At 59.3% G+C, this 19,110-nt stretch carries 19 protein-coding genes; 8 read left to right on the plus strand and 11 right to left on the minus strand.

Annotation, left to right across the window (positions count from 1 at the left end):
* The first annotated feature begins 34 nt into the window (after window positions 1-34).
* The gene (locus KF767_01340) at window positions 35-1,336 is read left to right on the plus strand and encodes a hypothetical protein (GenBank protein MBX3016503.1); all 1,302 of its coding nucleotides are present in this window, start codon (window positions 35-37) and stop codon (window positions 1,334-1,336) included.
* Here the strand turns inward: KF767_01340 and KF767_01345 are convergent, their stop codons facing one another.
* The 7 genes from KF767_01345 to KF767_01375 form a co-directional block, all read right to left on the minus strand.
* On the minus strand, window positions 1,337-2,305 hold the full coding sequence (locus KF767_01345; GenBank protein ID MBX3016504.1) for a VWA domain-containing protein: 969 nt from the start codon (window positions 2,303-2,305) through the stop codon (window positions 1,337-1,339). It abuts the gene before it with no gap.
* Between the two features lie 138 nt (window positions 2,306-2,443).
* Window positions 2,444-2,818, minus strand: coding sequence for an aspartate 1-decarboxylase (locus KF767_01350; protein MBX3016505.1), 375 nt, complete (start codon window positions 2,816-2,818; stop codon window positions 2,444-2,446).
* Entirely contained in the window at window positions 2,815-3,612 is a 798-nt protein-coding gene (locus KF767_01355; protein MBX3016506.1) for a type III pantothenate kinase, read from the minus strand. Before KF767_01355 ends, KF767_01350 begins: the two co-directional genes overlap by 4 nt.
* On the minus strand, window positions 3,609-4,865 hold the full coding sequence (gene coaBC / locus KF767_01360) for a bifunctional phosphopantothenoylcysteine decarboxylase/phosphopantothenate--cysteine ligase CoaBC (protein ID MBX3016507.1): 1,257 nt from the start codon (window positions 4,863-4,865) through the stop codon (window positions 3,609-3,611). Before coaBC ends, KF767_01355 begins: the two co-directional genes overlap by 4 nt.
* The gene (gene panC, locus KF767_01365) at window positions 4,852-5,607 is read right to left on the minus strand and encodes a pantoate--beta-alanine ligase (protein ID MBX3016508.1); all 756 of its coding nucleotides are present in this window, start codon (window positions 5,605-5,607) and stop codon (window positions 4,852-4,854) included. Before panC ends, coaBC begins: the two co-directional genes overlap by 14 nt.
* Entirely contained in the window at window positions 5,607-6,392 is a 786-nt protein-coding gene (panB, locus tag KF767_01370) for a 3-methyl-2-oxobutanoate hydroxymethyltransferase (GenBank protein MBX3016509.1), read from the minus strand. The genes panC and panB overlap by 1 nt, the downstream gene beginning before the upstream one ends.
* The gene (locus KF767_01375) at window positions 6,389-7,090 is read right to left on the minus strand and encodes a DUF2520 domain-containing protein (GenBank protein ID MBX3016510.1); all 702 of its coding nucleotides are present in this window, start codon (window positions 7,088-7,090) and stop codon (window positions 6,389-6,391) included. Before KF767_01375 ends, panB begins: the two co-directional genes overlap by 4 nt.
* A 154-nt stretch (window positions 7,091-7,244) precedes the next feature.
* On the opposite strand from KF767_01375, the gene KF767_01380 reads away from it, so the two are divergent.
* On the plus strand, window positions 7,245-7,967 hold the full coding sequence (locus tag KF767_01380; protein MBX3016511.1) for a hypothetical protein: 723 nt from the start codon (window positions 7,245-7,247) through the stop codon (window positions 7,965-7,967).
* On the opposite strand, the gene KF767_01385 is transcribed toward KF767_01380, so the two are convergent.
* The 3 genes from KF767_01385 to KF767_01395 all read right to left on the minus strand — a co-directional run bounded on the left by KF767_01385 (window position 7,964) and on the right by KF767_01395 (window position 11,632).
* Window positions 7,964-9,772 carry a hypothetical protein gene (locus tag KF767_01385; GenBank protein MBX3016512.1) on the minus strand — a complete coding sequence of 603 codons (1,809 nt, stop codon included), beginning with the start codon at window positions 9,770-9,772 and terminating at the stop codon, window positions 7,964-7,966. The two genes, KF767_01380 and KF767_01385, sit on opposite strands and share 4 nt — an antisense overlap.
* Before the next feature lie 105 nt (window positions 9,773-9,877).
* A complete protein-coding gene (locus tag KF767_01390) occupies window positions 9,878-11,251 on the minus strand; it encodes an HAD-IG family 5'-nucleotidase (protein ID MBX3016513.1) in 1,374 nt (457 codons plus the stop codon).
* An 18-nt stretch (window positions 11,252-11,269) separates the two neighbouring features.
* Window positions 11,270-11,632: a rhodanese-like domain-containing protein gene (locus KF767_01395; GenBank protein ID MBX3016514.1), complete on the minus strand. Its 363-nt coding sequence runs from the start codon at window positions 11,630-11,632 to the stop codon at window positions 11,270-11,272.
* A 79-nt stretch (window positions 11,633-11,711) separates the two neighbouring features.
* Here KF767_01395 and KF767_01400 point away from each other — a divergent pair, with 79 nt between their 5' ends.
* The 6 genes from KF767_01400 (at window position 11,712) to KF767_01425 (ending at window position 18,189) form a co-directional block, all read left to right on the plus strand.
* Window positions 11,712-12,977 carry an AAA family ATPase gene (locus KF767_01400; GenBank protein ID MBX3016515.1) on the plus strand — a complete coding sequence of 422 codons (1,266 nt, stop codon included), beginning with the start codon at window positions 11,712-11,714 and terminating at the stop codon, window positions 12,975-12,977.
* Between the two features lie 4 nt (window positions 12,978-12,981).
* On the plus strand, window positions 12,982-14,055 hold the full coding sequence (gene hppD, locus KF767_01405) for a 4-hydroxyphenylpyruvate dioxygenase (protein MBX3016516.1): 1,074 nt from the start codon (window positions 12,982-12,984) through the stop codon (window positions 14,053-14,055).
* An 8-nt stretch (window positions 14,056-14,063) separates the two neighbouring features.
* Window positions 14,064-15,173 carry a homogentisate 1,2-dioxygenase gene (locus KF767_01410; protein ID MBX3016517.1) on the plus strand — a complete coding sequence of 370 codons (1,110 nt, stop codon included), beginning with the start codon at window positions 14,064-14,066 and terminating at the stop codon, window positions 15,171-15,173.
* 231 nt (window positions 15,174-15,404) lie between these two features.
* Window positions 15,405-16,673, plus strand: coding sequence for a bifunctional diaminohydroxyphosphoribosylaminopyrimidine deaminase/5-amino-6-(5-phosphoribosylamino)uracil reductase RibD (gene ribD, locus KF767_01415; GenBank protein MBX3016518.1), 1,269 nt, complete (start codon window positions 15,405-15,407; stop codon window positions 16,671-16,673).
* A 216-nt stretch (window positions 16,674-16,889) separates the two neighbouring features.
* Window positions 16,890-17,375, plus strand: a complete 486-nt coding sequence (locus KF767_01420) for a hypothetical protein (GenBank protein MBX3016519.1) — start codon at window positions 16,890-16,892, stop codon at window positions 17,373-17,375.
* A 127-nt stretch (window positions 17,376-17,502) separates the two neighbouring features.
* On the plus strand, window positions 17,503-18,189 hold the full coding sequence (locus tag KF767_01425) for a hypothetical protein (protein ID MBX3016520.1): 687 nt from the start codon (window positions 17,503-17,505) through the stop codon (window positions 18,187-18,189).
* A 22-nt stretch (window positions 18,190-18,211) separates the two neighbouring features.
* Here KF767_01425 and KF767_01430 read toward each other — a convergent pair whose 3' ends face one another.
* On the minus strand, window positions 18,212-19,048 hold the full coding sequence (locus KF767_01430; protein MBX3016521.1) for an RNA methyltransferase: 837 nt from the start codon (window positions 19,046-19,048) through the stop codon (window positions 18,212-18,214).
* Between the last annotated feature and the right edge of the window lie 62 nt (window positions 19,049-19,110).

The raw sequence follows: 19,110 nt of genomic DNA on the forward strand, positions 1-19,110 counted from the left end.
GATCTGGAAGAGTCATAACGCGGGGCATCCATACATGTTGTTAGAACAACCGACGCCGACCGAACACCGCTGGCTGATGGGGCTCACCTTCAGCCTGGTCGCCTGTTTTATTGCCGTCGCCTGGATCAACCGCGAACCCCTGTGCATCGAGTCCGAAATATTCCGCCGCGTAGAGTACCGCGCGGACGGGGCGTCGACGGATGTCTTCCGCTGCCGCGCTCGTCGCCATATCGGCTACCATGCCGAAATCGCCCAACAGCTTCCCGAGTTGAACGCGCGCCTGCAGCGTTTGGAGTATGAAGGTCCCTACTTTCTGGGAAGTGACTGGAAAGTCCCGAGCTTCCGCCTACGCGTCGTCAACGAGCTGGCGAAAGAACCCGAAGACGGCGTGATCGAAGTCACACCGAAAGAACTCACCACCGCGCACGTGATCGAATCGCGGGTCATGGACCGTGTCCTGCGCCAGAACCTGAAACACGCGAACGGCCCTTCGGCGGAACTTCTATCGGCGTATTTTCAGGATCTGACGGGACATCGCCCCGTTTTGCGGGAGGCACCCGAGCTCGAGGCGCGCGACTGGAAGATCGCGCTTTACGCCGAAGCCGTCCGTCGCGCCCGCGGCCTTCTGCCCTTGGGTGAGCAGCGCATGGCCTTGGATGAGTGGCGCGCGCTTTTGAATCGTCCCGAGGCTTCCGCGTGGTCCCTGCCCGAGCGGGTGCAGAATCTGATGCACGAGTCCCTGGCCGCTTTCGGTTACCGCCAGGATCTGCGCGCCTTCCAAATTCCGTTCGCGGTGATGTGGCCGGATCGCAAAGTGGATCTGAGCGAAACGCAGATGAACCGCATTCAGCGCATGGTTGCGGCGGTGGTGCAGCCGGACCGGATTTACTTTCCGTTCTCGCGCACGCCGTTTTCGCGAGTGAACGCCGCGCCCGTACAGGTCGGTCGTTTGGTGCTGTTCCAGTGCGGGCTTCCGCGTCTGGATGAACTCGAAAAATTGGGCGTGGAGTTCGAACATCTGCTGTTCGTGCAAAACTGCGATGAGCCCGATGCCGATCTGATCGTCAGCGCGCTTCGCAATCCGCGTTACTTCGTGAAGGACTATCCGGCCGTGGACTTCGCCCAGATTCACTGGCCCAGTCTGCGCTTGGCGCTCGAGAAATCGGGCGTTCGTGAAACCAGTCTGACCGGGCTTTTCCGCGAGGACCGTTTGGCGAGCTTCCGCAAAATCGGCTTTCTTTCGAGCATCGACCAGGATCCCGTGACCGGGATCCAGTCGTGGAAAGGCGCCCTCGAGCCCGTTCCGATGTTCCGCCTAAAAGGCGGAACCAATTAACTAACGCCAGTCCTGCGGGACGTAGCGGACTTTCAAACGTGTGCCTTCGGGCTGCGTGGTCCAAATCACGCGTGAGCCGATCAGGATCACGTTGCGGTCTTCGTCGAGAGTCCAGCCCGAACGAACCGCGCCGCCCAGGATCACCTGCGAACCATAGGTCACCACGATCGAAGACGGATCCGCCAAGGACGGGAGCGGAATTTCGATGGGCCCTCCGCCGTTGACGGGTTTCAAGATCGAGGTCAAAGAGGGACCCAAATCATTCTGGCAGATGGGGAAGGACTGGCCGGCGGCCAAACGCACGATCTCGAGGATACGTGTGGGCTCGGTGTTCGGGTCGTCCATCATGCAGGAGTTGGCCTTGTTGGCGATGAAGGCGTCCACCGAAACGACCGGTGCGACGAAGTGAAGCCGCTCCAACGCGATGTCGGGCGTCTCCTGGGATTGGTCCTCCGCGTCCGTGAACAGCACCACTTTCAACGCGGCACCGGGGCGGAAGAATCCGGCATTCGGGCCTTCACGTTTCGCGACCGAAACGGCCTCGACCAGCGAGGCGAAAGGTTTTTCGTCGCCCGCGCCATACGTGCCCACCAAAATCAATTGCTTCAAAACGGCCGCGGCGTCCGGCGTTTGGCGATTCACGAAGGTATGGGTGCCCGCTTTGACGAGGTTGCCCCGGTGGGGTTGCATGAACGTGGTCGTGATCACGCCGACCTGCAAATCGAGGGCGGGGTTATTGATGAAAGAGTTCACGAACTGCTCGGCGAATTTCGCCAGGCTTTGCTGATGCGAGTACATCGAGCCCGAATCATCGATGACGAACAGCAGGTCCGTCGCGCCGGGGTTGACCTCCTGATCGTAAGTGACCTCGATGTAACCGGGGAAGGTTTGGATTTCGGCCACTTGGAATCGGGCCTGCGCCGTGAACGTGGTGAGCGCGATGAGGACGGACAAAAGCAGGGACTTCATGGAACCTCCGTGTTGTGAGAACGGCCCTATTGAAAAGGGGGTTCGCGGGAAGTTCGAGTGAAAATGCGACGTGCTATGATTCGAAAGTGTTACAAGCCGTTACAACGCCGGGTTTCAACCGGCGTGGCTTGACCGGATCTAAAGGTCCTTGGACAGCGGGCTGTCGCCGATGGCTTTGATCTTGTTCTTTTCGTCGACGAAGACCACCGAAGGTTTGTGCGTCCGCGCTTCGCCTTCGCTGAGTCCGCAGTAGGCGACGATGATCACGAGGTCGCCTTTCTGCACGTGCCGGGCGGCGGCGCCGTTCAAACAGATCTCGCCGGGCTTGCCGAGGATCACGTAAGTCGAGAAACGCGCGCCGTTGTTCACATTGTAGATGTCGACGCGTTCGTAAATCAGCAGGTTGGCGCCCTTGATCAGCTCCGGACAAATCGAAATCGAGCCTTCGTAGTTCAGATCGGCGTCGGTGACGGTCGCGCGGTGGATTTTCCCTTTGAGCATGGACAGATTCATTTGGCGGCTCCTTCACTGCTGTTTGTCAGGTTCATTTGCATGGCGATCGAAAGCCCTTTCAACACAAGGTCCGGTTGAATGGCGTCGAAGACTTTTTCACGTTCAAAAAGCGTCGAGAAACCGCCCGTGCCGATGACGAAGGGCTTTTCGTTGTTGAAGCATTCCACGGTCAGGCGTTGGGTGATCTCTTTCATCTGCCCCAGATGCCCGTAGTAAAGACCCGACTGAATGCTCTCGACGGTGGTTTGTCCGAGCACGCGGGCGGGGGTGACGATTTCGACCAGCGGAAGTTTCGCGGTCTTCGCCTCGAGCGCCTCCATGTTCAAACGCATGCCCGCGATGATCGAACCGCCGAGATAATCCTTGTCCGCCGAGATCGCGCAGAAGGTCGTCGCCGTGCCGAGATCCACGATCACCAGATTGCGTTTCGGGTACATCTTCATGGCCGCGATGGAGTTCGCGATGCGGTCCGCGCCGACCTCCACGGGATTGTGGTACTTCACGCGCAAGCCGGTCTTCACGCCGGGCTGCAAGTTGAAGGGCGTGAGTTTGAAGTACTTCTCGCAGGCGCGGCGAAGCGAATACATCACGTCGGGAACGACCGTGCAGATCCCGATCTGGGTGATCTGTTTGAAGTCGAAGTCGTTTTCGCGCAGAACGTTGCGCAGGAAAACGCCGTACTCGTCCGCGGACGAACCGCCCTGCGAGGTCATGCGGAAACGCAGGCGGATGTTTTCACCGTCGAAAACGCCGCCGTACATTTGGGTGTTACCGACATCGAGAGCCAAAATCATAGGACCTCCGCGATCAGACTCGACAGTTTCTGCACCAGATCCGCGCGGGTCGTGCCGCTGGCCGCGACGCTCAGGTCGGAGCGGAAGATCTGGTAGGGATGTTCGTTTTTCTCGCGATTCAGGCCGCGTTGATCGTTCTGTACCACGAATTCGCAGGGGCACTGATCGAAGAGCGTTTTCACTTTTTGGCGCGCCTCTTCGTCGCTGAGCTGACTGGTGAGTTTGAAACCCACGATCTTCGCCGTTTTGTTGCGTGACCAGGGTTTCAGCTGGGTGATGATCTTCGGATTCGGGCGCAGCTCCAGCGTCAGGGGCGAACCCGAAGGAATTTTCCCGCCGCCGACCTCGAAGGAGCCTTGGACGACTTTGGCGACCGAGTAGTCGCTGACGGCCGCTGCGTGGATGATGTGCGTGTAATCGCGCTCCGACAGCTCGGACTTCAGCGCGTCGGCCAGATCCTGGTAGGTGCGGAATTCACGGCGACGCAGGTTCGCGGCCGAGCGGGGCGCATGTTTCGCCGCGAGCAAGGTCACCTCGGCCCCCATTTCGGCGAGCGCATTTGCGATGTCGACGCCGGTCTGTCCCGTCGATTCGTTCGCGATGTGGCGGACGTCGTCGATAGGCTCGATGGTTCCGCCCGCGGTGATCAGCACGCGCGGTGAAAAGGCCGTCACCGGCGCGGATTTCGTTTCCGCCACGATGGGGGCGGCCGGGGCGCCCAGGCGTTTCGTGATCTCTTCCAAAAGCAGGTCGGGCTCCAGAAGGCGGCCGTAACCCTGCTCGCCGCAGGCGAGGACGCCGCTCGCGGACTCGAGGATTTCGAGTTTCCAATCGCGCAATGTCTGAATCGATTTTTGCGTCGCCGGATGCAGATACATCGAGGTGTTCATGGCGGGGGCGATCAAATAGGGTTTCTTGAAATCGTGGGCCAGGAACATCGTGGTCAGAAGATCGTCGCCGACCCCTTGGGCGATGCGATTGATGAAATGGGCCGAGGCCGGGCAAACCACGATCAGATCCGCCCAGCGCATGGCGTGGATGTGATCCATGGCGTGACCCTTTTCCCAAAGATCCGTCAGGACGGGGCGACCGGTCAGTCCTTCGAGCGTCGCCGCGCCGATGAACTGCAAAGCCGCCGGTGAAGCGACGACTTGGATCTCGTGGCCCTGCTGTTTCAGCTTCGACAGGAGCGCCGCCGCTTTGAACGCCGCGATGGAGCCCGTCATTTTGAAGAGAATTTTAGATTTCGACATTGTCGATCAACCTCACGTTGCCGAGCCATGCGGCGGCCAGTCTGCGTCCGTCCCATTCGCGGATGTACTCCACGCGAAAACCTTTTTCGGTGAGAATCTGCGTGCCGCGCGCAGGGTCGTCCACTTGGGTCAAAACCTGGTGGAGGAGCGGCGCGATTTTGCGTTCCGCATCGCTCAGCCGCACGTTGCGCGAACTCATCGCCAGGCCGTCGGCTTCGCGCAAGGTCGCGACGGGGACGATCTCGGTGGGAACCAAGAGCGCTTCGACCATACCGCGCACGAGGGAAAGCTGCTGCCAGTCCTTTTCCCCGAAGTAGGCGCGGGTCGGCTGCGCTCCGTTGAGGAGCTTGAGCACCACGCTCAGCATGCCGTCGAAGTGTCCCGGGCGGAATTCGCCTTCGAGGGTCTTCGAGACTTCGCTTTCCGTGACCTTGTAACGGTAAGCATCGGGATAAAGCTCGTCGTATTCCGGCGTCCACACCACGTCGGCGCCGGCTTCATCGGCGAGCTCCAGATCTTTTTCGATGGGACGTGGGTATTTCGCCAGATCGTCGGCGTTATTGAACTGCGTGGGGTTCACATAAATGCTGACGACGACGTGCTGGTTTTCCAAACGCGCGCGACGGATCAGCGAGGCGTGGCCCTCGTGCAAAGCGCCCATGGTGGGGACGAAACCCACGGATTCGCCACCGAAAAGGCGGCGGTAGGCGCGCATTTCTTGAAGGGCGGTGATCCGTTTCATTATTCGAACCACTCTTTCGCGGTGGGGAATTCGCCTTGTTTCACGTCTTGCGAGTATTTTTCGACGGCGTCTTTCACGAGTTCGGCGCCGTTTAGGTAGCGGCGCACGAACTTCGGTTTGAAGCTCGTCTGGAAACCGAGCAGATCGTGCCAGACGAGGACTTGGCCGTCGGTCTCGTCACCTGCGCCGATGCCGATCGTGGGGATTTTCAACTGGCGGGTGATGTCCGCCGCGAGTTGTTTGGGGACGCATTCGAGAACGACGCTGAACGCGCCGGCCTTTTCCAGATCGAGCGCGTCTTTCAAGATGCGTTCGCCCTCTTCGCTGCGGCGACCTTGCACTTTGTAGCCGCCGAGTTGGTTGACCGATTGGGGCGTCAGTCCCAAGTGACCCATGACGGGAATGCCCGAGTCGACCAAGTGCTGTACGAGTTCCAGATTGCCGCGCGCGCCTTCGAGCTTCACCGCGTGGGCGCCCGCGCGCATGAGCTTTCCGGCAGACAGCACATTCGTTTTGCGATCCAAACGGTACGACAAGAACGGCAGATCGCCGATGATCAGTTTCGAGGGCGCGAACTTCGCGACGGCTTGGGTGTGACGGGCCATCAACGAAACCGTGGCATTCAGCGTGGAGTCGTCACCGAACATCACCATCTGCAGGCTATCGCCGACGAGAATCGAATCCACCGAAGTCTGCTCGACGATTTGCGCGGCCCAGGCCTCGTAGCAGGTGATCATCGTCAATTTTTCTTGGCCTTTTTTATCGCGGAACTCGGGGACTCTCATGGCGCCTCCACGGCTTTTTGAAACGCGCGGTAGATGCCCGCGAAGGGGTCGCCTCCGAGCGCTTCGAGATTCTTGTTCATGGTCTCGACATCGCCGCGAACCAAGGGGCCGGTGCGCGCGCGCGTGGGATCGTTGAAGACGTTATCGATAGTGACGTCCGCATAGGGACGCAGAATTTCCGCGGGTAGCCCGAGCTTCGCGAATTCACTTTGGGCTTTCGCCCACAGAAGGGTCGTGAAATTTCCCGACAGCACGCAGAGCGCATGGTAGAGCGCCTTCTGTTCGGGGTGGATCGCGAAGAGCGCGTTCGGCAGCGGCAGCTCCGTCGGCCAGCGCGTTTCCGTACTGGAGGTGACGTAGTTGATGCGGCGGTAAGTGGCTTCGGTATAAAGTTCGGGACCGAAGGTCATCAGCGGATGGTAGCCGGTCATTCCCTCCAGCTCGAGCGCGCCCGAAAAATGAATCCAGCGCGCGCGGGGGGCGTGGTTTCGATATTGCGCGTGAAAAGTTTCGAGGGCGCGATCCGAGATGGCGAGGGCGATGATCTGCGCCGTGGGCAGAAGACGAAGGAGCTCGGATTCCGGCTGTGACCGGTCCCAAGTCAGAATGTCGTGGCTGGCGGTCAATGTCCGCTGCCAATCGGGGATCAGGTGGCGGGCCAGACGGCCGCGACCGATCCAAAGGATCTTGATTTTCATTCGTCCTGCTTCCTGAGGTACCTGTCCAGCTTGGATCAAGTCCCGGTCACACTCATTGCCCGTTCAGTGGGCGTTCATCTCCTAGGATGTATACCTCGGTCCGGCGCCTGACAAGGATTGCGCGCGTCAAACCGGGCGTGCTAGGCCCTAGGTCATGAAAAAAGTCGGAATTCTGGGGCTTTGGCTCGCGGTTTTGCTGCTCGGAGCGGTCGGCATTTGGTGGTTCACCCAAGATCGTTTCATGGTCGATAGCGAGGTCGCGCGCGAGCTCGCGCCGATGGAGTCACCCGCCAACGCACGCGCGGCCGTGACCCAAGCGTTGCGCGCGCCCGGGGCCGTGCCGACCATTCTGCTGTGGGGGCAATTTCCCGACGACCGCGAAGCCCTCGATATTTTGAATTCGATGTGGGAAAGCCGCGACGAAGCGGGACTGCGTTGGGACGAGATCTGGCTCGATGAAGGATTTCACAATCTGCTGCCCGGTCGAGCGGTGTATCTGCGCGGCGCGGACGTGCCGCTCGCGAAGGAGCTCGAAGCGTTGCGCGCGGAGGGGCGCTCGGTGCTGATCCTGACCGCGCCGATCTTCGCCGCCACGGCCTTAAAAGGTTCGCCCGCGGCCGGACTGGCGCGTTTGAACGTGCCCTTTCAGTCGGTGCTGTGGTTGGAAGGCCCGCGCCGGCGGGAAGATGAAAAGAACGTCCGCCCGCCCTGTCAGCTGCCGCATGTGGATCTGCAAGGCACGGGAGCGTTAGGCTGTCGCGTTCTGCAAAGCGCGCGCGGTGAATACCGCCGCAACTTCAAAACCGGAGAGCGCCTGATGCAGATCGAACGCCTGAATGCGAACGACCTGCTGGTGTGGCGGGCGACTGAACCTTAATTCATACAACCCGCATAGGGCGGATAACCGAGCTCCGGGTCGACTTTGTTGTCGTCGGCCGAGATCGTTTTCGGATTCGCGAAGGATGTGCGCGTCGGGGGCGTGCGCTCGAAGATCGGCGAGTTGTACGCCGCTTCGATCATCTGCGGGAACTGCGTTTTGGTATCGAACGCGTTCCAGTCCGAGCACAGAACCGCGTCGGCCACCGCGAGCGAACCCGCGAACGAGCTGTGCGGATTTTTCAGATTGTAGAGCTTGTGCCAAACCGAATCGGCGTAGTCGTCCGAGCCGTTGTTGTTGAGCAAGGTGCTCGCTTTTTTTCCGGGACCGCTCGAATCCAGAAGTTCCCAACCGGGGCGATCGAAGCCCAGAATCCGTTTCACGACGCCCTGACCGAACAGCGAATCGCCGCCACGACGGGTGACGTAAACCACTTTGTCGCAGCCCGCGGCTTTCAGCACGGGAACCGGGTGCAGATCCGACCAGCCGCCGAAGGAAACCCAGTCCGGATTCATACCCACCGTCGAGAACTCCAAAGCGGGCGAGAGTCCCGGCTCGGCGGGGGACAGCGCGAGCGCTTGCAGCCAAGAGCCTTCACCCAAAGCCAAGAAGCGGTGGGATTTATCCAGCTTCGAAAGCGGGTTGTTGGGATTGCGCAGTTCCGCTTCGATCTGTTCTAGATCGGCAGGGCGGCCCCAGTAACCGAAGCGCAGATCCGTCGGCGAGACGCGAACGTCCGCGCCGACACCGGGGGCAAGGCTTTTCAGATAAGCGTCCCGCTGTGCGCGGAAGCTTTTCGCCGACTCTCCCGAAACGACGGAAGTGGTCACGAGCGCCTGCGCGTACTGACCGACGGGTTCGTGAATGCGTGAACGTTGCGAGGGGACATAGTTACCGAAGTATTTCTCCACGCTGTCGCCGATCAGAACCTGACAGCGGGGCTCGGCCATCACGATCTCGGGCCAGGTGCGACCCGCCGAGACGGGAAGGCAGGTGCGCATGAAAAGTTCGTGCGCTTGTAAAGACTCGGTGCTGGCGTCACGTTGCGCGAGGTAGTCGCCCAGCGCGCCGAAGCGGATGGCGAGCGCCTGGAAGTCCACGATCCCGTTGCGGACGAACAGCTGCGCATCGTTTTTCGCGTCGAACTTCCCGAAGACCGCGAGCGTCTGCTTCAAGGCTTCGATCCGTTTCATGAGGAGCGCCTGTTTCGCGCGATCTTTTTGGATCGAGGGATCCAGCAGAAGCTCCGCCACGGCGACGACCGCGGGACCGTAGAAGATCCCCGAGTTCTGCATGTCCTTCGCGGCGGCGATGGCTTTCGGCAGATGTTTGTTCATCGCCTGCTGCGACGACAATACGGTCACCGAGTCGTAGACGTTTTCCTTTTGGAGTTGCTTCATCCACTCGACGAGGGTTTTCCAACCACGTTGCTCGTACAAAAAGTAGCTGACGCCCTCTAACGACTTGATCATCAGTGCGAGGTGTTTGCCTTTGTCGTCGCGGGATTTCGGCAGATCGGCATTCGCCATGGCGCTTTCCCACAGGAAGGTCGTCATCGAACCCGAACTCGCGCCGGCCATGCCCACGGGAGCGCCGTAGGTTTCCAGCACGCGGGCCAAGGCACCCCAGTGCGCGGGCATCAGTTCGCCGTTGCCGCGAACGGCGACGCAGTAGTTCTCGGTGGACGAGGGCGTGCGGGGAGTGGTGGCGTTCGGCGCGGGTTTACCGGCTTGTTCGATCATCCAGGGCACGCCGGCGAGAAGAAGCAATACGATGACTGCGGCACCGATCCATTTGTGCGACATGAGGTCTCCTTGGGGTTTCCTGTTCAGTGTAACCGGGTCCCCCAAGGACGCCATACGACCAATGAATAGAAAAAAGCCCGCGCGGGGCGGGCTCTTCGATCGGCTCTAAATCTCGTGCGCGAGGGGTCGGCGCGGGGCCCGGAAGTAAGTCCGGGGCGACAGCGCGAGCAGGTCCGAGAGTTTCGGCATGTACACGCAGGCGTAGCGGTCCACTTGGTAAGCGAAGTAGCTTTCCTCGTTCCCCGAACGCATCAAGGGGCCCCAATAGCCGTTGAACAGACCTTGCTGCTGACGGATCAGCCCGCTGATCTGCGCATCGACTTCGGCGATTTTGGTCTGTAAAGCTTCGGTCTGCGCTTCGTCGGGCTTGATCTTGGCCTCGGTCTTTTGGGTCATGATCTGGGTCAACTCGTCCTCGAAGGGCTCTTTGGTGTGCATGAGCGTTTCGATTTCGGTGTTGATGGGCGATGCCTTCTGGTTCGCTTCTAGCTCATGGTCCAGCTCATCGATGACCATGGCCGTCCGCCAGCCGCAGTCCTTCTTCAGGCGCAGGATGTCGCCGTAGATGTGATCGCCGATGTAAAGGATCTCGTCCCCTTGCAGGTCGAAGTCGCCGGTGAAGGCGTTCGCGCTTCCGCCCTGGTAAACGCCCGGCCCCAGCTTATCGTTGTGGTTCACCATGGAGCCGTCGGCGGGATTGACCTTCAGGTATTTGAGGTTGTCGTAGAAGTAGCGTGGCTTTTGCGCGAGCGTGACGACGATCTCGAACAGATCCAACCAGCTCTCGTGGGCCTTCAGATACGGATTGATCGCGTAGTCGAGCAGAAGTTTCGTGTAGTGATAGTCCGAGTTCGTCACGATGAAGATTTTCTTCCCGTGGGTTTTGAACTTCTCGAGGCCCGCGACGACGTCGGGATCCTTGATGATGAAGCGATCCAGATCCGACTTCACGGTGTCTTTCAGCGAGCCGTCCCGGTGCGCCTCATCGAGGGCGAAAAGGACGTCGTCCGCGATGCGGGCGTACTCGGGAAGCACGTTCGCGTAAGTTTCCGAGTCCTTCATGTCCACGAGCTGCGCGAACAGCGTACACAGGCTGAGCGAGAAGGCGGTGTCGACGGCCAGATAAGACGAATCCGACAAATCGATGTAGGTCGACTTGTACATTTTCTGCTGGGTCTTGAAGTCGATGGGCTTCACGCCGTGGAAGCTCGCGCGGATCGCCGAGTGGCGATTCAGCTTCAGGATGTTGCCGTTGGCCTTATCGATGACGAGACCGCGGATGGTCAGGTTGTAGTCGAAGGGAAGTTGGCGCACGGCCTCGGGATAACCCTTCTTGATGAGCTTATCCTTCATGATCGTATGCGAGAGGCCTTCGAACTCTTGGGTTTTGTAACGGATCAACGTGTGATCCATGTCGAGGCCGAGGAATTTAATGCGTTTCAGATTCAGCGTGCGGTTCACGAAAACGTGAGCGTTCATATTTTTCACCAGATGCGATTAAGGTTGGGTCGGCAGCTTGAGGTCGTTCCACAAGAGCATGCCGCCCTTCATGTTGAAGACGTGTTCGAAGCCTTGCGATTGCGCGTAGGCGGTGGCTTGCGCCGAACGTCCGCCGGAACGGCAGACGAAAACGATCACGTCGGATTTAGGAATTTTTGAAAGTTGATCGGGAACGTCGCCCAGGGGCATCAGCTCCGTGCCGGGCACATGGCCCAGCTCGCCCGTGTATTCTTCGGGCTGGCGAACGTCGATCATGCGGACGCCCGATTTTTTATCCCAGAGTTCAGTCGGCTGAATGTCGATAACCCCGGGGACAAAGGGGTTTTCTTCAGCACTCTCAAAGCGATGGAAATTGGACATAGTTACCGAGCATAGCACAGAAACGCCGCGGTATCTCTCGCGCGTGACGCATCGGGATGGGCGTGATTCAATGCCCGCGATGTCGTCGAAGAAACAACGGCCGCCGGCGGAATTGTCCCGCGAACAGGCTCAGGCCCTCGAAATTCTGCAGTCGGGTGAGAACGTCTTCCTGACGGGTGGGGCGGGCTCGGGAAAATCCTTTTTGATTCGCGAGTTTCGCTCGGGACTCGATCCGAAATCCATGCCGCTTTTGGCCTCGACCGGTGCTGCCGCCGTGCTGCTGGATGGGCGGACGTTTCACAGTTTCTTTGGACTCGGGATCCTGGAGGGGGGAGTCGACGCCACCCGCAATCGCTGTCTGAATAACCCAAAACTCATGACCCGTTTGCGGGCCATTGACGGATTCATCATCGATGAGATTTCGATGATTCCCGGGCAGGCGTTCGCTTTGGCGGAAGAGCTTTGTCGCGAGGCCCGGTCCTCGAATCTGGTTTGGGGCGGGCTGCGCGCCATCGTGGTCGGCGATTTCGCGCAATTGCCGCCGGTCACGCGCGGGACTCAACGCGACTGGTGTTTTCTTTCGCCCGTCTGGGACAAAAGCGGCTTCATCAATGTCGTCTTGCGCGAAAACCAGCGCGTGTTGGATGCGGACTTCATCGAAGTTTTGAACGACATCCGCGAGGGGAATCTCTCCGAGCGCGCGAAATCCTTCTTAGATCATCATGTGCGTGAACACGACGATTGGGATAAAAGCCCGCGTCTGTTCTCGCGCCGTGATCACGTCGAAAAATTCAATCAAGGCGAGCTCGCGCAGCTTCCGGGCGAGGATCTGGTTTTCGATTCGATCTATTTCGGCAGCGACCGCGGCGTGGAGCAGCTCAAAAAAAGCGGCCCGGTGCCGGGGCGTTTGGTTTTGCGCGAGGGCGCGCAGGTGCTGTTCATTCAAAATGATCCGAACAAACGTTGGGTGAACGGCAGCCGCGGCACGGTCGTCGGCGTCGAGACGGACGACACGGGCCTGGAGCGCATCGCGATCGAGAAAGAAAATTTCCGCCACGTGACCGTGGACCGGGTGCAATTTTCACTTCTTGACGGGGACGGCCAACACGTCGCCTCGGTCGTGCAATATCCGCTGATCCTGGGCTACGCGACGACGATTCATAAAAGCCAGGGCGCCACCATGGACGAAATGTGGGTGAATTTATCGAATCTTTGGGAGCCGGGCCAAGCTTACGTCGCCCTGAGCCGCCTACGGACGGGTCAGGGACTGCGTCTTTTGGGCTGGCATCCGCGGTCCTTTCTCGTTGACCCGCAGGTCATTCATTTCTACAACTCGCTAGAGTAAAAACTTGGAGGTTTCCGTGTCTGCTTCCGCTTTTGAAACCCGTGAAAATCCGGTTGGTTTGGACGGCGTCGAGTTCATCGAATATGCCGGCACCGATCCGAAATTCTTCGAAACTCTTTTCACTAAATACGGCTTCGAAAAGATCGCGAAGCACCCGACGAAACAGATCGAGCTGTATCGTCAAGGGAACATCAACTACATCGTGAACACCGAGCCCGGAACTTTCGCGGCGGAATTCGCGAAAGCGCATGGACCTTCGGTCGTGTCCACCGGCTTCCGCGTGAAGAGCGCGATCGAGGCGTTCCGCACCGCCACCACGCGCGGCGCTCAAGGTTATCTCGGCGCGGACCATCTGCGCGGCGCGACTCCCTATCCCGCGATCTACGGGATCGGCGACTCGCTCGTTTACTTCATGGACAAGGACAACACGAAGGACCTTTACGAAAACGTCTTCGGACTGAAGAACGGCGGTCCCGCGGTTGTCGGTAAGGGCTTCCTCGATGTCGACCACTTCACGAACAACGTCCCCAAGGGCGAAATGGACAAGTGGAGCGACTTTTACACCGGCGTTTTCGGTTTCTACGAAATCAAATACTTCGACATCAAGGGCAAGTCGACCGGTCTGCTGTCCAAGGCGATGGGCTCGCCCTGCGGAAAGTTCGCGGTGCCGATCAACGAACCCTCGGACGGCAAATCGCAAATCCAAGAGTATCTCGACGAATACAACGGTTCGGGCATCCAGCACATCGCGATGACCACGAACGACGTCATCGGCACGCTCGAACAGCTCCGTGCCGCGAACCTCGAGTTCCTCGCGGCGCCGCCCGACACCTACTACCGCCAGCTGTCGGCGCGTCTGCCGATGGTCGTCGAAGATCTGGAGCGTTTGAAAAAGAACGCGATCCTCGTCGATGGTGATCAGCACGGCTATCTGCTCCAGATCTTCTCGAAAAACATCATCGGCCCGGTTTTCTTCGAAGTGATTCAACGTCGTGGCCACGATGGATTCGGTAACGGAAACTTCCAGGCCCTGTTCGACGCGATCGAGGCGGATCAGCGCGAACGCGGCTACCTCTGAGGTGAATCGTGCATCAGTACCAGCAAGGACGCTCGACCAAGCAAGGGCATAAGGCCATTCCCGAAGGCCACTACGAGGAAGAGCAAGGGCGCGGCGGTTTCTTCGGACCCGTCTCGCACTTGATCAAACCCGCGCCTTCGACCCGGTGGACGAATATCGAAGGCCCGTTGCGGCCCCATCTGTTCGATCCCGTCCGCATGGAAAAGATGTGGGGCCATTGGCAACGCATGCTCTTCAATTCGGACGTCGTCATTTACAACTACTGGGACAAGGCGACCGCGCATCCGCTGCAAGGCGCTTTCCGCAACGCCGACGGCGATACGCTTTACTTCTGTCACGTCGGCTCGGGCACGGTGCTGACCGAATACGGGATTTTGCCTTTCACGAAGGGCAGCTACATCTCGATCCCGAAGTGCATCACGCACACATTCCACTTCAAAGAGGACTCGAACTTCCTGGTCATCGAGTCGCGCACGGGTCCCTACCGTGAACCCGATCGCGGCATGGTCGGTAAAAACGCGGTCTACGATCTGGGCGCCCTCGGCAAACCCGAGCTGGAACCGATGCACGAGTTCAACAAAGCGCACGGCGTGAACGTCACCCAAGTGGTGGTGAAACGCTGGGATCAGATGACCCGCTTCACCTACGAGGCGAACATCTACGACACCATTGGTTGGAAGGGCGACTTCTTCCCCTTCACCCTTCACATTTCGGATCTGATGCCCTTGCTGAGCGCGCGCGTGCACTTGCCGCCGTCGGCGCATACGACCTTCGTGTCACGGGGCTTTGTCATCTGCACGTTCCTGCCCCGTCCTTTGGAAGAGGATGCGGATGCGCTCAAGGTTCCGTTCTATCACCAGAATATCGATTACGATGAAGTCCTCTTCTATCACGACGGGAACTTCTTCAGCCGCGACAACTTGCACGCGGGCATGATGACTCTTCACCCGGCGGGCTTCGCTCACGGTCCCCACCCCAAAGCGGTGGACGCCGTGAAAACGAAGACCCACACCGACGAAGTCGCCGTCATGATCGACAGCTGGCAAACGTTGAACGTCGACCCCGAATTCTCGAAGGTCGAGATCAACGAGTACTGGCAATCCTGGATGAAGAAGTGATCGCGGGCCGTAGAGGCCCGGGGCTTTCGTTGCCTTCGTCGGTCACTCCCTGCGGCGTCCATTAAGGACGCCTCAGACTAGGCGTCCCCGTCGACCCGTCCTCGTCGCCTCGGCCGCGGGCCTCTACGGACCGCTCCGCTTCCGGTGGCGCGTCGATGTGTCGGGCTCCCGCTGCGCGGTCGCAGTTAATCTTGGATTCACAACGGGCTTATGGGTGAGTAGGATTTTTCTATGAACGATATCCAGCAGCTCTTTCTTGGTGGTGTTGTTGCCGAGCCCAAGATGGGTGACAAACTTTCGCCTTACGAGGCCATGCGGCTCGCGATTGCCGAGGCTTGGCGTGGGGCGGGTCACGTCAGTCCCAATCCGCAGGTGGGCTGCGTGATCTTAAGCGCGAACGATCAGTTCCTGGCGAAGGGATATCACCATGGCGTCGGCGGACCCCACGCCGAAATCGAGGCCCTCGCCGATCTGTTCGATGTGGAGGCCTTCAAACGTGACGACAAAGGTTGGCGCATCGAAGGCCCCGCCGTGAAAGAGGGCGCGGTCGATGCCCGGCAAGAGCTGAAGGGCGCGAAGATCTACGTGACGCTTGAGCCTTGCGCACACGAGGGGCGGACCCCGAGCTGCGCGAAGACCCTCGCGAAACTTCCGGTTCAAGAGCTTGTTTACGGATTGGAAGATCCGAATCCGCTCGTGGCCGGTAAAGGGATTCAGGTCTTGAAAGACGCGAAGATCCGTTGCCGCGAATTTCGCGAGGTCAGTCCCGAGCGCGATCTGCGCGTCGAGCTGCGCGAGGTCTGCGAAGTCTTCCTGAAAAACTACTCCGAAAAACGTCCTTTCGTGGCCTTGAAGGTCGCGACTTCGCTGGACGCGGTTTTCGGTCTGCGTTCCGGTGAAAGTCAGTGGATCACCAACGAGCGCTCCCGCGAGTTCGGTCACTTCTTTCGCGGCTTCTACGACGCCATGCTGGTGGGGCGTGGGACGATCGAAAAGGACAACCCCGCGCTGAACATCCGTCATCCGCATTTCAAGGGCGTGCGGAAGAAAATCGTCGTTGTCGATTCGAAGGGGAAACTCCTCGAACAGCCTGATCTGAAAATCTTCCGTGCGCATGCTCCCGAAAATCTGATCTGGGCCGTGAACGAAAATTTCCGCGGTCATGTTCCCGACGACATTCGTTTGATCCGGATTCCCTCGGATAGCCGGGGGCTCGACCTTTACGAGCTTCACCAGCAGATCTGGAATCAGGGGATACGCTCGCTCTACATCGAGGGCGGTGGCAAAACGCTGTCGGCACATCTGCGCGCGGGCAGCGCCGACCGACTTCTGATGTTCCAGGCGCCGATCATCCTGGGTGGGCAAAACGGCCGCGTGTGGACCGAAAACTTCGGGGTCGAACGCCTGGCCGATCAGATCCGTTTGTCGGCCACCCACCGGCTGGACCTGGAGGGCGACCAGCTCATCACGGGCCGCCTGATCTACGATATCGACCGCTGAATCGGGCGGAAATCCCCGTTCCGGGCCGACCAACGTCTAGGCGTGTAAATCATTCATGGGCTGCATCGCGATGCGGCAAGCTGGCGCAGCTCCTCAGCGTTCAGGCGGCCCCGACCTCGGTCCAGAGGGCATAACGAAAGCTTAAAATGGTGGCAGTGGAGAGTCGGTAAGTTCCCAGATATACTGAGTTCTCTAAGAAACGAGGCTCCATTCTTTATGGACGATGATAGTCGAACGACAACGAAAAGAACTCTCCGCAAATCCAACGCACGTAAAACTCCGCGCCCCAAAACTCCCGCGAAAGCCCCGGGCTTCGTCGATTCATTCAAGAATGAATGGTCACTTTTTTGGGAAGGGCTGACCGGCACCAACGCGGAAATCCGCGATCACCAAGATCCTGATTTCGCGACGGCGAAGCTGCAACCGATGAGTCTCAAACAAATCAAAGAGATCACGCGCGCGCTCAGTCACGAGAAAATGAAGCTTCATCAACAGCTTGAGTCCATTCACCGTGAGATCGAGCTCAACACGGCGAAGCTTCACAGCGCGCAGCTCGTGGGCGCGAATGCCGACGAAACCCTTGTGCGCATCAATGAGCTGACCGACCAAGGTCAGAAGCTCGCGTCCGAACTGCAGGCGCTGGATCAGCGTTTGAACCTCGTTCGTAAATCCAAAGCGACGGATAAGGTCGTCGCCGTATAACGGCGACGGGGTCTAAAGCAGTCGCGGTTTAATATTCATCCCGGTTATCACCGGGATGTTTTTTTAGAATTATCCTTCATGACTGGGCCTGGGGCAGTTTCACCTCATCTCGAAAAGGGGGATGACGATGGAACGCCGGCAATTCTTGAGATGGGGACTGGGAACTTCCGCGGCCGTGGCCGCAACGACCGTCGTGGGAGCGGCCGCGCAGGCCAGCGCCGCCACGCAAGCGGGTCTGATGTGCGCGCCCACCGCGCGCCAAACCTCGGGGCCCTTCTATCCCGGAGAAAAAGCCTTCACGAACAGCCAAGATCTGACGCGGCTGCCGGGTGCGCTGAACCGCGCGCGGGGACAGGTCGTTTACATCCGCGGGCAGGTGCGCGATTCGCAGTGCCGTCCTCTCGCGAACGCCAACGTCGAAATCTGGCAGGCCTGCGAAACGGGTCGCTACAATCATCAGAACGATCCGAATACCGCCGCGCTAGATCCCGATTTCGCCTACTGGGGCGAGACCTTCACGGACGCGAACGGCGAGTACATCTTCAAAACGATCATCCCGGGTTCGTACCCCGCGGACGAAGGTTGGGATCGCCCGCCGCACATTCACTTCCGCGTGTCCAAGTTGGGCTACCGTGAACTCGTCACGCAGAGCTACTTCAAGGGGCATCCGCTGAACGACAAAGATTTGATTCTGCTGAACATCCCCGAAGCGCAGCGCGGGGACGTGGTGGTGGACTTCCAGCCGTCGGCCAAAGGCCTTGAACCGAACTCACTGACGGGGAGTTTCAACATCACTTTGTTGTCGGTCCGCTAGGAGCGCAGAGTTTTTAGGTCCGCTAGGACTGCGGATGATTTAGATCCGTTGACCGCGGAGTTTTTAGATCCGTTAGATCCGCCAAGGGACGGCCGCTCTGGCCGTCCTTCGCAAGCCCCAAGAGTTCTCGCATGGAGTGATACTCTTTCATCTTGCGGATGCTTTGCTGAAGCACGACCTGCAGAGAGGCGACCTCTTTGCGGGTGGGCACCGAGTGCAGGAACAGGCGACGGATGACCGATAGCACGTTCACGCTGCGGTCTTCGACGTTGAAGCCCAACGTTTCGACCCAACTCCGCACGACGGCTTCCGGAAGATGCCCCGGTTGGTCCTCGAGCGCGAGGACGCCCCGGCGCGGACCGGTCGTCGCTTTCAACACATTCTGCGCGATGAAGAGCGCGAGTAAACTCGCTTGCGCGAGATTCAAACTCGGATTCGGCCCGTAGGTCGGGATCGAAACTCCGTAATGGCATTGATCCATGTCCTCGGTCGCAAGGCCCCAGTTCTCGGGTCCAAAAACCAAATCGATGTAGGGATATTCTTTGTCGGCGGTCAGACTCGTGAGGGTCTCTTGAAAATCGCGGACATCGCGACCGCGACCGTCGCGTGCGGTAAAGGCCAGGCGCAGCCCCATGGGCTCGGCTTGGTTATAGTCTTCCCACGAGGCATAGGTGCGGCGGTGGCGAAGCGCCTCTTGTCCGGTGGCGGCGGCTTTCTGCGCGGCCTCGCCGATCTCGCATTGCGGAGCGATCAGCACCAGCTCCTCAACCCCCATATTTGCCATGGCCCGCGAGGTTGCCCCGACATTGGAGTCGTACAAACTCTTCACCAAAATAACGCGCAAACGGGATCCGCTCATGAACCTCAATTTAGTTCCGGTCGTGGGGGTCGTCCAGAGGTAGCCGCTCACTTCTTGAAATG

This window comes from Pseudobdellovibrionaceae bacterium, from assembly GCA_019637875.1.
GTDB lineage: Bacteria > Bdellovibrionota > Bdellovibrionia > Bdellovibrionales > Bdellovibrionaceae > JAHBUW01.